Genomic DNA, 12,416 nt, shown 5'->3' with positions numbered 1-12,416 from the left:
GGCGGCAACATGCTGGAATACCACACCGCGTTACGCGGTGCGTTTTTTGATATTAGCCAACCCGCCGCCAGCGCTGACGATATCGCCCGCTACGCGCGATATATTGATGATGGCGTGCTGTTTATTTACGCCGGGAAGATTCAGGCGCTACTGCCATGGCAGGAAGGCGAAGCATTACTCGATCCACATAAAGGCTATCGCGATCTGCGCGGTAAACTGCTGCTGCCGGGGTTTGTCGACGCCCATATTCATTATCCTCAAACTGAAATGATCGGCGCCTTTGGCGAACAACTGCTGGAATGGCTGACCACTTATACCTTTCCGGTGGAAAGCCAGTTTGCCGATGAACGGTACGCGGCAGATATCGCCCGTTTTTTTGTCAACCAGTTGCTCAGCCATGGCACTACCACCGCGCTGGTGTTTTGTACGCTTCATCCTGCGTCCGTGGAGGCTCTGTTTACCGAGGCGTTGCGCCTGAATATGCGCCTGCTGGCCGGTAAGGTGATGATGGATCGCCATACGCCGGAGTATTTAACCGAAACCGCCGAACAAAGCTATTGCCAGACCCGCGAACTGATCCAGCGCTGGCACCGGCGCGGCCGTCTGGGCTACGCTATTACGCCGCGTTTCGCTCCCACCTCTACGCCGGAACTCTTGCAAGCGGTTCAGCGGCTGCGGGAGGAGTTTCCTGATACCTGGCTGCATACCCATCTGAGTGAAAACCTTAATGAAATCGCGTGGGTAAAGCAGTTATGGCCGGAGCATGAGCACTATCTTGATGTTTATCATCACTATCAATTGACCGGTGCGCGCAGCGTCTTCGCCCACGGGATCCATCTGGCGGAGAAAGAGTGGCGGTGTTTGCATGAGACCGGTTCGGCAATCGCCTTTTGCCCGACGTCAAACCTGTTTCTGGGTAGCGGTCTATTTCGCCTGCCCGCCAGCTGGCAACATCAAGTCCGGATTGGCATCGGCAGCGATGTTGGCGCCGGAACCACCTTCAGCCTGCTGCGCACCCTCGGCGAGGCCTATAAAGTGGCGCAGCTACAGAGCTATCGCCTGCGCGCCTGCGAAGCGTTTTATCATGCGACATTGGGCGGCGCGCACGCGTTACGCCTGGATGACAAAATTGGTAATTTCCAGTCGGGAAAAGAGGCCGATTTGGTGGTTATCGACCCGGCGGTGACGCCGCTACAAAAGCTGCGCGGCGCACGCTGTCATGATGTCTATGAGCAGCTGTTCGTATTGATGACCTTAGGCGATGAACGGAACATTAGTGAAACCTGGGTCAATGGCGAACAGGTATGGTGTAACGAAGGCTGAACCGCTGCCCGGCGCTTTATTCTGGCCGGGCGGCGGACTCAACTTAACTTCCGCGATAGGTCGACCAGCCGCCGGGGGCAATTAAAAATGGCAGATGAAAATGGTCTTTGTCATCAATGGTAATCATAAAATCGATCTGCGCCTGCCGGTACAGGGTCTGGCGGCCATCGCGCGCAAACCACGATTGCAGTTCGGCCACCAGCTGATAGTTTCCGGGACGCAGTTGTCCCGTCGCCAGCTCGCCCAGGCGGCCATGGCTGTCTGTCACGCCTGATGCCAGGCTACGCCCTTCGCAGAACAGGGTGACCGCCACGCCTTGTGCAGGCTTGCCGGTAGAAATATCAAGAATATGGGTGCTCAGGGTGATCATTCGCTAATAACTCCCGCCAGTCTGAGTAAGGTGATTTCACGTAATTGTTCCAGTGCCGCTTCAATTTCCTGCGCGTCATTATGGGTCAGCCGTTGGGTCAGCGCCTGCAGGATCTCGGCGGCGCTGCGCCCTTTGGCGCGGATCAGAAACACGCGGCCAAAACGGGCTTCGTAACGGGCGTTCCCTTCTTTCAGCGCCCGAGCGATATCGGCATCGTCGGCATTAACCTCCGCCTGCTCCTGGCGAGACAGCGCGGCATGCGCTTCCCCGCCCGTCGGCTTTTCCCCGATCCGCGGATGGGCGCAGAGCGCCCGCGCCAGATCTGCCTCTCCCCAGTGCTGCATAAGTTGTTGCGCGCGATCCGTTAAGGCCGTAAGTGTGGCATAGGGCCGCTCCAGCGCCAGCGCTTCGCGCCAGGCGGGGAGCGCCACGCAGGGTTCAAGCTGGCGAATGGCTTCCGCCTGCGGCAGCTGATTAAAGTGGTTGAGTGTTATCATCATTGCTCCTTGCCGCTGCCGTCATGGCGGCTTTCTCTTGCGGAATAATCAGATTCAGTACAATCGCCACCAGCCCACCGCTGGTGGCCGCAGATCCAAACAGGTTGCCGATGATAGGCGGGAAATGGGCAAGGAAAGCGGGAACCGCCTCAATGCCGAGGCCAAAACCAAATGCCAGGCCAACAATCAGCATATCGCGGCGGGTTAGCGGGTTCTGGGTGATGATGCGGATCCCGGCCGCCACGACACAGCCAAACATGACCATCGTCGCGCCGCCTAACACCGGCGTGGGGATCTGGCGCAGGATCTCGCCAAAGGGAGGAAACAGCCCAAGCAGAATCAGCAATACGCCAATATAACGCCCGACATAGCGGCTGGCGACGCCGGTCATCTGGATGACGCCGTTATTCTGCGCGAAGGTGGTATTGGGAAACGCGCAGATCGCCGCGGCGATCAGGCAGCTAATGCCATCCGCGAGGATCCCGCCTTTCAGGCGTGAGCGAAACGCGCCGTCATCAATGGACTGTTTTGAGATCAGGCAGTTGGCGGTTAAATCGCCGACGGCTTCAAGAATGCAAACCAGCGATACCAGCGCGACCGGTAAAAATATGGCGCTATTAAACTGAAAGCCAAAAGGAAATATCGCCGGCAGACGAAACCAGCTATCGCCAATCGGCGCCAGATGAAATTTTCCGCTTAGCGCGGCGGCGATACAGCCCACCGCCATGCCGATGACCACCGACGATAAACGCAGCCAGCGGTTTTTCGCGCAGCTCAGCACCACGATAATCCCTAACGTTATGCCGCCCAATGCGATATTGCCCGGGCTGGCGAAATCCTTCGCGTGATCGCCGCCGCTCCAGTTAATAATACTGACCTTTATCAGGCTAATGCCGATCAGCGCAATGACGCTGCCGGTAATAATCGGGGTAAAGAGTTTTTTCAGCGGTTCGATAAAGCGGCTGACGACGACCGGTACCAGCGCGGCAACAACGTTAACACCGAACAGCATGGCCATAATGTCCTGCGGGCCGCCACCCTGTGCTTTTACCCACATGCCGCCGGCAATCGCTACGCCGAGAAAAGCGAAGCTGGTGCCCTGCATACAGATCATGCCCGCACCGATCCCCCAGACGCGGTTAGCCTGAAGAAAGGTGCCAATCCCGGAAGCCATTAGCGACATACTAATTAAATATGGCAGCCATTCGCCAAGCCCTAGCGCGGCGCCAATAATCAGCGGCGGCGTAATAATGCCGACCAGCCCCGCCAGCACGTGCTGTAAGGCGCTAAAAAAAGCCGGTAGCAGTGGGATGCGCTGCTCCAGGCCATAAAGCAGGTTGCTGTTCTTTTCATCAGACATGGGGTCACCGTCTCGTCGTGGATAAGCGTTGACGATGTAGTGCACAAAGCAGGCCACATTGCTTATTCCCTCTATCTTTATCCACGTAACAATCGTTTTATCTATTATTTTTCAGTGAAATAGCTTCATTAAAGAGCGGGTTTCTGTAACGAACGTTGGCGCGGGACGTTGAAACTTTTGATTCCTTAATTCACTAAAAGAAATCTTTGATTCATAAAAAGGCAACATAATCGCAACTTTGCCCTTCTTTGGTGCACCTCTCCGCTATCACCCGTCCGTCTACCGCTGATTTCGCAGGTTCTGCTACCTGGTATGCAAATTGCTGAACCCCTTAAACAACACACCTAAGGGGAAGACAATGAAAGCAATCGTGATTGGCGCGGGAATCGGCGGGTTGAGCGCCGCGGTGGCGCTACGTAATGCAGGCATCGCCTGCGAAGTGTTCGAAGCGGTAAAAGAGATTAAGCCGGTTGGCGCCGCGATCTCTATCTGGCCCAACGGCGTCAAGTGTATGAACCGCCTGGGGATGGGCGAGATCATCGACGCTTATGGCGGCCCGATGCATTATCTGGCGTATAAGGAGTATCAACGCGGGGAAACACTCACCCGCTTCAGCCTCGCGCCGCTGGTAGAACGTACGCAGGGCCGCCCTTCGCCAGTGTCGCGAACGGAACTGCAGCGCGAGATGCTCGATTTCTGGGGGCGTGAGCAGGTGCAGTTCGGCAAGCGGGTCACCCGCGTGGAAGAACATACCGACGGCGTCACCGTCTGGTTTACCGATGGTAGCGAGGCGCACGGCGATATGGTCATCGCCGCCGACGGCAGCCATTCGGCGCTGCGGCCATATGTGCTCGGCTATACGCCGGAACGCCGCTATGCCGGTTACGTTAACTGGAATGGTCTGGTCGATATTGATGAGTCCATTGCTCCCGCCGATCAGTGGACGACGTTTGTCGGCGAAGGGAAACGCGTGTCGCTGATGCCGGTGGCGGGCGGACGTTTCTACTTCTTCTTCGATGTGCCGTTGCCGGCCGGATTAGCGGAAGATCGCCTCACCCTGCGCGACGATTTAACCCGCTACTTCGCCGGCTGGGCGCCGCCGGTGCAAAAGCTTATCGCCGTACTCGACCCGCAGACCACCAATCGGATAGAAATTCACGATATTGAACCTTTTGATAAGCTGGTGCGTGGCAAGGTGGCGCTACTGGGCGATGCCGGGCACAGCACTACGCCGGATATCGGCCAGGGCGGCTGCGCGGCGATGGAGGACGCGGTCGTGCTGGATAATGTACTGCGCGACAATAGCGATATTGTCACCGCGCTGCGCCAGTACGAAGCATTGCGTTGTGAACGGGTGCGTGACCTGGTGCTCAAAGCGCGTAAACGCTGTGATATCACCCACGGTAAGGATATGGCGTTAACCAAAGCCTGGTACCAGGAACTGAAAACGGAAACCGGCGAGCGTATTATCAACGGCTTGTGCGAAACCATTCAGGGCGGGCCATTAGGCTGAGAGTGAGCAGCGCTACGCATCTCCTCCATCACCAGCGTTAGTTTTTGAATCGCCATTTGCGCCGGACGAGATAGCTGGCGCGATGGCGCGGTGCATAGCGCCAGGGTCAAAGGTCGCAGCAGCTTATTACGTAGCGGCACAAACGCCAGCGAACCGTTGTTTACCTCGTCCTGCACGTCCAGCAGGCTCAGGACCGTCACCCCGCCGCCTTTAAGCACCAGCGATTTAATCAGACGAATATCATTGCAGCTAACGGTGTTGGGCGGCGAAAAATCATAATGGCGATAGAGCATTGCCACCCGGTCATGCACTATTAACGGCGCGCCGGGAATAATATGCCGTTCATCGCTAAGTTCCCCCAGCGAGATCGCGGGCGCGGCGGCAAAAGGATGGTGCGGATGCAGTACCACCCCGACTTCCATTTCAATAAACGCCAGTACGTTGAGACCCGCCTGACCTTCAGGATCGAGGATCAGACCAAAATCGACATCGGACTGACGTACTCTGTCGCTGATGCTCTGGCTATCGGCGACCTGCAACATCAGTTCCAGCCACTCGCACTGGTTGATAATCTCTGCCAGCGCCGCGGCAAAACTCCCTTCGGCCAGCGCCTGCACCATACCGACATTCACCGTTCCGCGTTTTAGCCCCTGCAGTTCATCAAATTTCTGTTGGGTCACGCGAAACTCTTTTTGCCAGCGCAGCAGGTTGTCATACAACAGCTCGCCTGCGGTGGTCATCCGCAAACCTTCCGGCAGCCGTTCAAACAGCGGCGTGCCGAAGGACGCTTCAGCCTGCAGTATCTGGCGGTTAATCGCCGAAGCCGAAATATGCAGTTTTTCCGCCGCCCGGCGCAGGCTGCCGCTGCGGGCCACTTCCATAAAATAATTCGCAAAGCGCGAGAAAGGACTCATCGGTTACCTGTACTGATTTTTGCAACGGATAGCTGAATTAATGCTGATGGATGTCAACACCCTACTATGGCAACAATAAACTCACAACAATTAAACAATCAACTTAGCCATCAGGAAGCAAGACGATGAACAGACAACCGCTCGCGCCCCCCGCGCATTGCACCTTTGAACCCCAGGACTGGCTGCGGCTGGCAAAATGCTGGCATCCGGTGGCGCGTAGCGCGGATATCGGCCCGCAACCGGTGAAAGCCACCCTGCTGGATGAAAAACTGGTTATCTATCGCCTGCACGAACGAGTCGTGGTCGCCCGCGATGCCTGTCCCCACCGCGGGGTACCATTGACGTTAGGTTTTCATGACGAAGAAGGTATCATTTGCCCTTATCACGGCCTGCGCTTTGGGGAAGATGGCCGCTGTAACCGAATCCCCTCCAGCCCAAATCAGCCGATACCGGCGAAATTAAATCTGACCTGCTACGCGGCGGAAGAACACTATGGTCTGGTGTGGGTGTGTCTCGATTATGATGCTGACAATCCCCCGCGGTTACCGACCATGCCGCACTGGGCAGACGACGGATTCCAGCAACTGACCTGCCCGGCGTTTGAGGTCAATGGCTTTGCAGGCCGTCAGGTTGAAGGGTTTCTTGATGTGGCGCATTTTGCGTGGATCCATACCGACACCTTCGCCGATGCGGAGAATCAACAGGTTCCTGACTACCTGCCTGAGGAAACGGAAAACGGGTTTGTCGTCGACTACTGGAGTACGGTCGGCAATTATCCGGCGAGCGCCGGCTACCGCGCTCCGGAGGGATTTCAATGGCTGCGTCGCTTTGAGATGCATTTGCCCTTTACCGCCACCCTGACGATCCATTTTCCCGGCGAAGCCCGGCTGGTTATTATGAATGCCGCCTCGCCCGTCTCATCACGGGTCACGCGGATGTTTGCCCCTATCGCCCGCAATTTCGACCTGCATGTGCCGGTGGAGGAGGTCTACGCCTTCAACCTTCGCGTGTTCGAAGAAGACCGGCTGATGGTCGAGAGCCAGCGCCCGGAGACGCTACCTCTGGATCTTACCCTGGAAGCACATATTCCAGCCGACCGTAGCTCAATTGCCTACCGTCGCGGCTTGAAGCGGCTGGGTTTCGGTGAGTTTTTCCTGGTCTGAGCAAGGAGTTATACGATGAGTACTCTAATTGAGGTGGTTGTCGATGGTCTCTGGCGTGAAGGAGAACATAATCTGGCAGTCAGGCTGGTGACGCCTGACGGCGACCCATTACCCGCATGGCAGCCCGGCGCCCATATCGATCTGCATCTGGCGAACGGCGTGACCCGTCAGTACTCACTCACCGGGAGCCACCGTAGGCTGGAACGTTATCTGATTTGCGTGGCGCGATCGGCAGAGTCGCGCGGCGGTTCGCGCTACATCCATGAGACGCTGCGACCGGGTCAGAGGCTGATGATATCACCGCCGAGAAATCAGTTTGCCCTGCAGACGGCGCGACACGTCACCCTGCTGGCCGCCGGGATTGGCATTACGCCGCTGTATAGCATGGCACGGGCGTTAGCGGCGCAGGGAAATCCGTTTACCTTACAGTATTACCTCAAACGCCTTGAAAACGGCGCCCTGCTAGCCGCGATTGCTCGCAAGCTGGCACCTGAAAACGTGAGGATTTTTAGCTCAGCTGAAGGCGAGAGCCCGCGAGAAAATTTGCCAGGAAGGTTGAGCGTTCCTCATCGTGAAGATCGGCTTTACGTGTGTGGTCCGGCGGGATTTATGGCCGCCGCGCGCCAGGCGGCGGCGATACAAGGCTGGCAGGCCGAGCAGATCCATGAGGAGGCGTTTCAGGCGTCAATGCCCGCCAACGACGTTCGGCAGGAAGAGACGTTTACGGTGACGCTCGCCTCTTCTGGCCAGTGCTGGCCTGTCGCCGCCAATCAAACCATCGCGCAGGTATTGCAGGAAAATGGTGTGGCAGTGCCGCTCTCTTGTGAGATGGGGATTTGCGGCGCCTGTCTGACCAGGGTGGTTGAGGGAGAGGTGGATCATCGTGATACGGTGCAGTCATCAGCAGAAAAATGCGCCATCGTGCAGCATGTCGCGCTGTGCTGCTCCCGCAGCCGCAGCACGAATTTGCTCATTGATTTATAAAATAAGGCCAGGCTAAAACTGGCCTGTTGCCGCCCTTTTCTAACGTGAAGCGCGGCGCAGCGTCTGGCGCTGAATATTAAGCTGTTTTCGCCAGACCCTGTTATGTAGATAAAGGGCGTTTGCCCGGTAAAAAGTCTGGCTATTAATGCATCGGATACCGCCTAAAATGAATACTAGCCCCAGCACGGCGCTAATGAGAAATCCTGGTTTTAGTCCGGCGCCGAATAATGCCCCCAGGCAAACAGAAAGAAAATAAACAATCGCAAGCAGACCGCTAAAAGCCATCAAAGCCAGTGATAATTTAAGCGCCAGAAAATTGCCTCTGGCAACGAAGTACATCGTCAGAACCATTATCAGACTATAAATTAGCGATACAGGCACAATCGCCGCCATCACGGCATACTGCGGCAGCCCAAATAGCTCGAACACCGCCAACCAGAGATAAGGTTGAGCCAGGGCAAAAGCGAACATACTCAGAATCATAGCCCCTACCAGCGGTATTCCTGACATATGCCAGCCGACCGGAATACCCATCCGGTCTTTTAATCTGTCTTTAAGCTTTTCAAGCAACTGCGGATCGTTGGTTTTCATTCTGTCCCTGACGGCCGCACTGAGCAGCAAACTGTATTTAATGAACTTCAGCATCCTCTGAACATCCTGTTGCCGAGATGGATATACGCGCCAATTATGGCCCTTCCGTCGACGGCGGTGTCGTCGTCCGTGAACTGTTTTCCTGCGATAAGCGCCAGAAATCATGCCCGGCGGGATACTGGTAAAGACGCAGTGAAAACTGCCCGGCCACGGCGGTAATGTATTCAAAAATAGCGGACTGGGTGTTCTCGTAATCCATCCACAGCGTCGAGGAGGTAAAGCAGTAGATTTCCAGCGGCAGCCCGGACGGCGACGGTTTTAACGTTCGCGCCACGATGTACATATCTTTAACGATATCTGGCCGTTCGGCGAGATAGCTCATCAGGTAATGGCGAAACAGCGTCAGGTTAGTCAACCCGTTATCAATAAACCAGCGATCCGCGACGCCGCCCGGATCCCGGCCATCCAGTAATTTACTGAGCGGCTCACTCACCCCGCGGATTGCCAGCATCGGGGTTAACATCTCCTGATTCAGGAAGGTCACCGAGTGCTGATCGATATTAATACTACGCATGATCCGCCGTGCGCCGGACGAGAACATCGCCTGCCAGTTGGTATACGTTTCTGTAAGGAAATTCTTGGTCGGAATACGCGAAATGGTGTTGTCCCAGTTACGGATAGTAATGGTATGCAGCGCGATATCCGTCACTTCCCCGCTCAGGTTCTTGTCGGGCATTTCGATCCAGTCGCCCAGTTGCAGGACATCGTTGGACGATAGCTGGACGTTGGCCACCAGCGACAGCAAGGTATGTTGAAACACTAACATCAGCACCGCCGCGACGGCGCCGAGGCTGGAAATGATAATCACCGGTGATTTATTCGACATCACGGCGAGGATCATAATCGCGGCCAGAATGTGAACTAAGATTTTGCCTATCTGGATATAGCCTTTGATGGAATGGTTTTTGCGCTTGGTCTTACGCAGATAAGAGCTATTGACGATATCCAGCATTTCGTTGAAGAAGATCGACAGAAAAATAAAAAACAAAATTCCGCAGATGGTATTAATCGCCGTTACCAGCGATGCCGGCATATTGGGCATAAACTGCAGAACGTAGTAGACGATAATAACCGGAATGAAGTTTGACAGTTTCTCGGCGATACGGCGGTCTTTTTCCAGCGGTACGTCCTGCTTATGGCTGGCGAAGAACACCTTGCGTATCACTTTAATCAGCAAAAACTTGCACAAAAGATGGGCAAATATGCCGGAGACGACCAGCAGAATAAGGTTAAAGCCGATCGCTAATGCCGGATTACTTTCAATAAACGTCAACAGATGATTCAAATACGCCATGCGTTATCGCCTGAATAAATATGCCCTTTTGTATTAGCCCTTCACTCTCGGCTATTAATACAAAAATTTAACCAATGTGCATCATGACATGTCAAAGCCGGATAAGTCCACGCTTTGCGCGGGCGATGACATTCATTGTATAAATATGTTCATTTGCATTAATGATGCTCTGCGCCCACTATTAAGGGGCCCGAAATGAGGACATATCAACTCCAGGAGGAAACATGTTCAAAGCACTTGCCGCCATCGTCGCACTCACCGCATCCGCCAGCGTTATGGCGCAAAGTGATGTCACGCTGACTTCACTTGCCAAAGATAATGCGACCAAAGCGTCGTTCAGCCAGATGGTGAAAGGCCATAAACTCCCGGCCTGGGTTAACAGCGGCGGTACCGGTTCTCCGGCACAGACCGTGAAACTGGGCTCTGAGTCCTGGCAGGTATTAAGCGCCTGTAAACCACACGATTGTGGTCGCGAACGTATCGCCGTGATCTGGTCGGAAAAATCCAAACAGATGTCGGGCGTCTTCTCGGTGGTAGATGAGAAAACATCGCAGGAAAAACTGACCTGGCTTAACGTCAGCGATGCGCTGTCGATTGATGGCAAAACCGTGCTGTTTGCCGCGCTGAGCGGCAGCCTTGAAAACCATCCTGACGCGTTTAACTACCCGCAATAAACAAAACCCCTGGCTATCCGTTGATAGTCAGGGGTTGCTCACCGTCTTCGCCGCTCTCTATTTGCGCTGCCGGCGTAGTTTGCCCGCGAGAAGAGCCAACCGCTGGCTACGACAATAAATCGTGAACAGCACGAATCCCTGGCGGTTAAATATTAGCCGGCAACACAGTAATGCCAGCGCGGCGAATGCCCGACCATGCTGCAGGAGATCGTAGAAGACGGGCCCTACTATCGGAGAAACTATCGACATCAGATGAGGGCCTGGGCGCGAATTATCGCTGCCAAAATAGCGCTGAATGTTTGAGGGCCGCTAAGTCGCTCCACCACCTGACCATCGCGAAAAACAAGCGTATTAGGTAACCCCCAGACGCTATATTTCGCCGCCAGCACCGGAGCCTGAACGACATTTACTGTACCGACTAATACATCAGACGGTAGCCGGTCTGCCGCCTGGAGAAACAGACTTTCGCTGCTTTGACAAGGGCCGCACCACGGCGCATGAAAACGCACAACAGCCACGCCGTTATAGCGTTCAACTTGCGAGAAATTGTCTTCATTCCACTGAATAACGCTCGGATTCATCTTGACCCTTATAACTCTGCACAAAAAGTGATTCAGTTGGGCGATTGTAATCGTTTTCTCGCATAGCCGACAGCTTACGGCGCCAGCATCAATACCTTGAACTGGCTGGGGACGATGCGCATACCGACCGCATTTGTCGAATTTTGCAGGCTAACGCTGGTTAGACGCGTCGCCGGCGTGCCTTTCAGCAGCACGGTAAATGCGCCGGTCAGATGACGCGACGGCCCCATCACCGTACCTGACGCCACCCCGGTCGCCACGCCGGGGTTATCGCCGTTAGTGAGCGGCGTCACCGTCGCCATATTGTGCGCGGGCATGCCCATAAACAGAATATTGAGCGCGTTAGGGATCGCCGTCGGTCCCAGCGCGATGTCCGGATAGGGAATCGGCGTCGGCGCCGGCATCGGCGTCAGACAAACGTCGGGGAAGGCTAAATCGACACCGAATAGCTGGCAGTTAGCAAACATGATTAGCTCCTTAACCCATGTGGATCTGTTCTGAATCGACTTTGGTGATCGCTTTTGAGGTGATAACCGTATTGTGCGCATGCAGGCGGGCGTAATCTTCCGCTTTCATATCCAACTGCCCGGCGCGCACCTGCTCGGTCTGCCGGGTAGTGCGCAGCAGATTGTGGCTAATTTGCGTCACCGTTTGCCAGACCGATTCGGCGCGTTTGCCAACAATACGTGACAGTGTCACCCATGCCGATAGCTTATCGCCGCTGTAGTTCATCTCGCTGATATGGCAGTCCCCCTGCGCGGCATTGACGCACAGGCGCTGACCGCTGAGGCTGAGTTCCCCCTGGCTTTGAATATGCAGGTCACCCGGTACGCTGAGCTCCGCCTGGCGGCTTTCATCACGCTCCAGCACCGCTAACAGCCAGATCTGGTTGTCCACGCTGCTGATGAGTACGCGATCCCCAGCCTGCGGCGCGATCAGACAACTGACCGCTCGCCGACAGTGCCAGCCGCGCCCTTCGCTCTCGACGGTCACGCTACCGTCGGCAAAGCAATGGGTCACCGTGCCGGAAGCCTGCGCCGGCGGCATCACCGCCTGAGCCAGTTTGTGATTAATGGTTGTCATCTGTTGTCT

At 55.5% G+C, this 12,416-nt stretch carries 14 protein-coding genes; 5 read left to right on the top strand and 9 right to left on the bottom strand.

The annotated features are described in order from the left end of the window. Positions 1–9 precede the first annotated feature (9 nt). The gene (gene guaD, locus PGQ95_RS07865; RefSeq protein ID WP_430917605.1) at positions 10–1,323 is read left to right on the top strand and encodes a guanine deaminase; all 1,314 of its coding nucleotides are present in this window, start codon (positions 10–12) and stop codon (positions 1,321–1,323) included. Between the two features lie 43 nt (positions 1,324–1,366). On the opposite strand, the gene uraH is transcribed toward guaD, so the two are convergent. The 3 genes from uraH to PGQ95_RS07850 are packed head-to-tail and all read right to left on the bottom strand — an operon-like array spanning position 1,367 to position 3,550. Then, complete coding sequence (uraH, locus tag PGQ95_RS07860) at positions 1,367–1,693, bottom strand: hydroxyisourate hydrolase (protein ID WP_087860786.1); 327 nt, start codon at positions 1,691–1,693, stop codon at positions 1,367–1,369. Next, positions 1,690–2,190 (bottom strand): 2-oxo-4-hydroxy-4-carboxy-5-ureidoimidazoline decarboxylase, encoded by a 501-nt coding sequence (gene uraD / locus PGQ95_RS07855; RefSeq protein WP_430917741.1) that lies wholly within the window; start codon positions 2,188–2,190, stop codon positions 1,690–1,692. Before uraD ends, uraH begins: the two co-directional genes overlap by 4 nt. Beyond that, positions 2,168–3,550 carry a nucleobase:cation symporter-2 family protein gene (locus PGQ95_RS07850; protein ID WP_430917603.1) on the bottom strand — a complete coding sequence of 461 codons (1,383 nt, stop codon included), beginning with the start codon at positions 3,548–3,550 and terminating at the stop codon, positions 2,168–2,170. The genes uraD and PGQ95_RS07850 overlap by 23 nt, the downstream gene beginning before the upstream one ends. 358 nt (positions 3,551–3,908) lie before the next feature. Here PGQ95_RS07850 and hpxO point away from each other — a divergent pair, with 358 nt between their 5' ends. Then, entirely contained in the window at positions 3,909–5,063 is a 1,155-nt protein-coding gene (hpxO, locus tag PGQ95_RS07845; protein ID WP_430917601.1) for an FAD-dependent urate hydroxylase HpxO, read from the top strand. Here hpxO and hpxR read toward each other — a convergent pair. Beyond that, positions 5,042–5,977: a LysR family hpxDE operon transcriptional regulator HpxR gene (gene hpxR, locus PGQ95_RS07840; protein WP_430917599.1), complete on the bottom strand. Its 936-nt coding sequence runs from the start codon at positions 5,975–5,977 to the stop codon at positions 5,042–5,044. The two genes, hpxO and hpxR, sit on opposite strands and share 22 nt — an antisense overlap. Positions 5,978–6,102: 125 nt before the next feature. Between hpxR and hpxD the strand changes: the two genes are divergently transcribed. Further along, positions 6,103–7,140, top strand: coding sequence for a molybdenum cofactor-independent xanthine hydroxylase subunit HpxD (gene hpxD, locus PGQ95_RS07835; protein ID WP_430917597.1), 1,038 nt, complete (start codon positions 6,103–6,105; stop codon positions 7,138–7,140). Positions 7,141–7,155: 15 nt separating this feature from the next. Beyond that, positions 7,156–8,124 carry a PDR/VanB family oxidoreductase gene (locus PGQ95_RS07830; RefSeq protein ID WP_430917595.1) on the top strand — a complete coding sequence of 323 codons (969 nt, stop codon included), beginning with the start codon at positions 7,156–7,158 and terminating at the stop codon, positions 8,122–8,124. A gap of 39 nt (positions 8,125–8,163) precedes the next feature. Here PGQ95_RS07830 and PGQ95_RS07825 read toward each other — a convergent pair whose 3' ends face one another. Both PGQ95_RS07825 and PGQ95_RS07820 read right to left on the bottom strand, forming a co-directional pair. Next, entirely contained in the window at positions 8,164–8,769 is a 606-nt protein-coding gene (locus PGQ95_RS07825) for a hypothetical protein (protein ID WP_430917593.1), read from the bottom strand. A gap of 40 nt (positions 8,770–8,809) precedes the next feature. Then, positions 8,810–10,069, bottom strand: coding sequence for a mechanosensitive ion channel family protein (locus PGQ95_RS07820; protein WP_087860792.1), 1,260 nt, complete (start codon positions 10,067–10,069; stop codon positions 8,810–8,812). A 224-nt stretch (positions 10,070–10,293) separates the two neighbouring features. Between PGQ95_RS07820 and ivy the strand changes: the two genes are divergently transcribed. After that, on the top strand, positions 10,294–10,743 hold the full coding sequence (ivy, locus tag PGQ95_RS07815) for an Ivy family C-type lysozyme inhibitor (protein ID WP_430917591.1): 450 nt from the start codon (positions 10,294–10,296) through the stop codon (positions 10,741–10,743). 248 nt (positions 10,744–10,991) lie between these two features. On the opposite strand, the gene PGQ95_RS07810 is transcribed toward ivy, so the two are convergent. The 3 genes from PGQ95_RS07810 to PGQ95_RS07800 form a co-directional block, all read right to left on the bottom strand. Beyond that, complete coding sequence (locus PGQ95_RS07810) at positions 10,992–11,324, bottom strand: thioredoxin family protein (protein ID WP_411324913.1); 333 nt, start codon at positions 11,322–11,324, stop codon at positions 10,992–10,994. A 74-nt stretch (positions 11,325–11,398) separates the two neighbouring features. Next, on the bottom strand, positions 11,399–11,791 hold the full coding sequence (locus tag PGQ95_RS07805; protein WP_015366584.1) for a DUF4150 domain-containing protein: 393 nt from the start codon (positions 11,789–11,791) through the stop codon (positions 11,399–11,401). Positions 11,792–11,801: 10 nt separating this feature from the next. After that, complete coding sequence (locus PGQ95_RS07800; RefSeq protein WP_015366583.1) at positions 11,802–12,407, bottom strand: DUF3540 domain-containing protein; 606 nt, start codon at positions 12,405–12,407, stop codon at positions 11,802–11,804. Positions 12,408–12,416 lie beyond the last annotated feature (9 nt).

Source organism: Klebsiella sp. 141240, from assembly GCF_050600805.1.
Taxonomy (GTDB): domain Bacteria; phylum Pseudomonadota; class Gammaproteobacteria; order Enterobacterales; family Enterobacteriaceae; genus Klebsiella; species Klebsiella aerogenes.
This window is presented reverse-complemented; position numbering and strand designations above follow the sequence as displayed.

What these genes read in the sequence shown, in the direction of transcription:
- guaD (WP_430917605.1), top strand. Translation starts at nt 10, where the DNA reads ATGCTGGAATACCACACCGCGTTACGCGGTGCGTTTTTTGATATTAGC.
- uraH (WP_087860786.1), bottom strand. Translation starts at nt 1,693, where the DNA reads ATGATCACCCTGAGCACCCATATTCTTGATATTTCTACCGGCAAGCCT.
- uraD (WP_430917741.1), bottom strand. Translation starts at nt 2,190, where the DNA reads ATGATAACACTCAACCACTTTAATCAGCTGCCGCAGGCGGAAGCCATT.
- PGQ95_RS07850 (WP_430917603.1), bottom strand. Translation starts at nt 3,550, where the DNA reads ATGTCTGATGAAAAGAACAGCAACCTGCTTTATGGCCTGGAGCAGCGC.
- hpxO (WP_430917601.1), top strand. Translation starts at nt 3,909, where the DNA reads ATGAAAGCAATCGTGATTGGCGCGGGAATCGGCGGGTTGAGCGCCGCG.
- hpxR (WP_430917599.1), bottom strand. Translation starts at nt 5,977, where the DNA reads ATGAGTCCTTTCTCGCGCTTTGCGAATTATTTTATGGAAGTGGCCCGC.
- hpxD (WP_430917597.1), top strand. Translation starts at nt 6,103, where the DNA reads ATGAACAGACAACCGCTCGCGCCCCCCGCGCATTGCACCTTTGAACCC.
- PGQ95_RS07830 (WP_430917595.1), top strand. Translation starts at nt 7,156, where the DNA reads ATGAGTACTCTAATTGAGGTGGTTGTCGATGGTCTCTGGCGTGAAGGA.
- PGQ95_RS07825 (WP_430917593.1), bottom strand. Translation starts at nt 8,769, where the DNA reads ATGCTGAAGTTCATTAAATACAGTTTGCTGCTCAGTGCGGCCGTCAGG.
- PGQ95_RS07820 (WP_087860792.1), bottom strand. Translation starts at nt 10,069, where the DNA reads ATGGCGTATTTGAATCATCTGTTGACGTTTATTGAAAGTAATCCGGCA.
- ivy (WP_430917591.1), top strand. Translation starts at nt 10,294, where the DNA reads ATGTTCAAAGCACTTGCCGCCATCGTCGCACTCACCGCATCCGCCAGC.
- PGQ95_RS07810 (WP_411324913.1), bottom strand. Translation starts at nt 11,324, where the DNA reads ATGAATCCGAGCGTTATTCAGTGGAATGAAGACAATTTCTCGCAAGTT.
- PGQ95_RS07805 (WP_015366584.1), bottom strand. Translation starts at nt 11,791, where the DNA reads ATGTTTGCTAACTGCCAGCTATTCGGTGTCGATTTAGCCTTCCCCGAC.
- PGQ95_RS07800 (WP_015366583.1), bottom strand. Translation starts at nt 12,407, where the DNA reads ATGACAACCATTAATCACAAACTGGCTCAGGCGGTGATGCCGCCGGCG.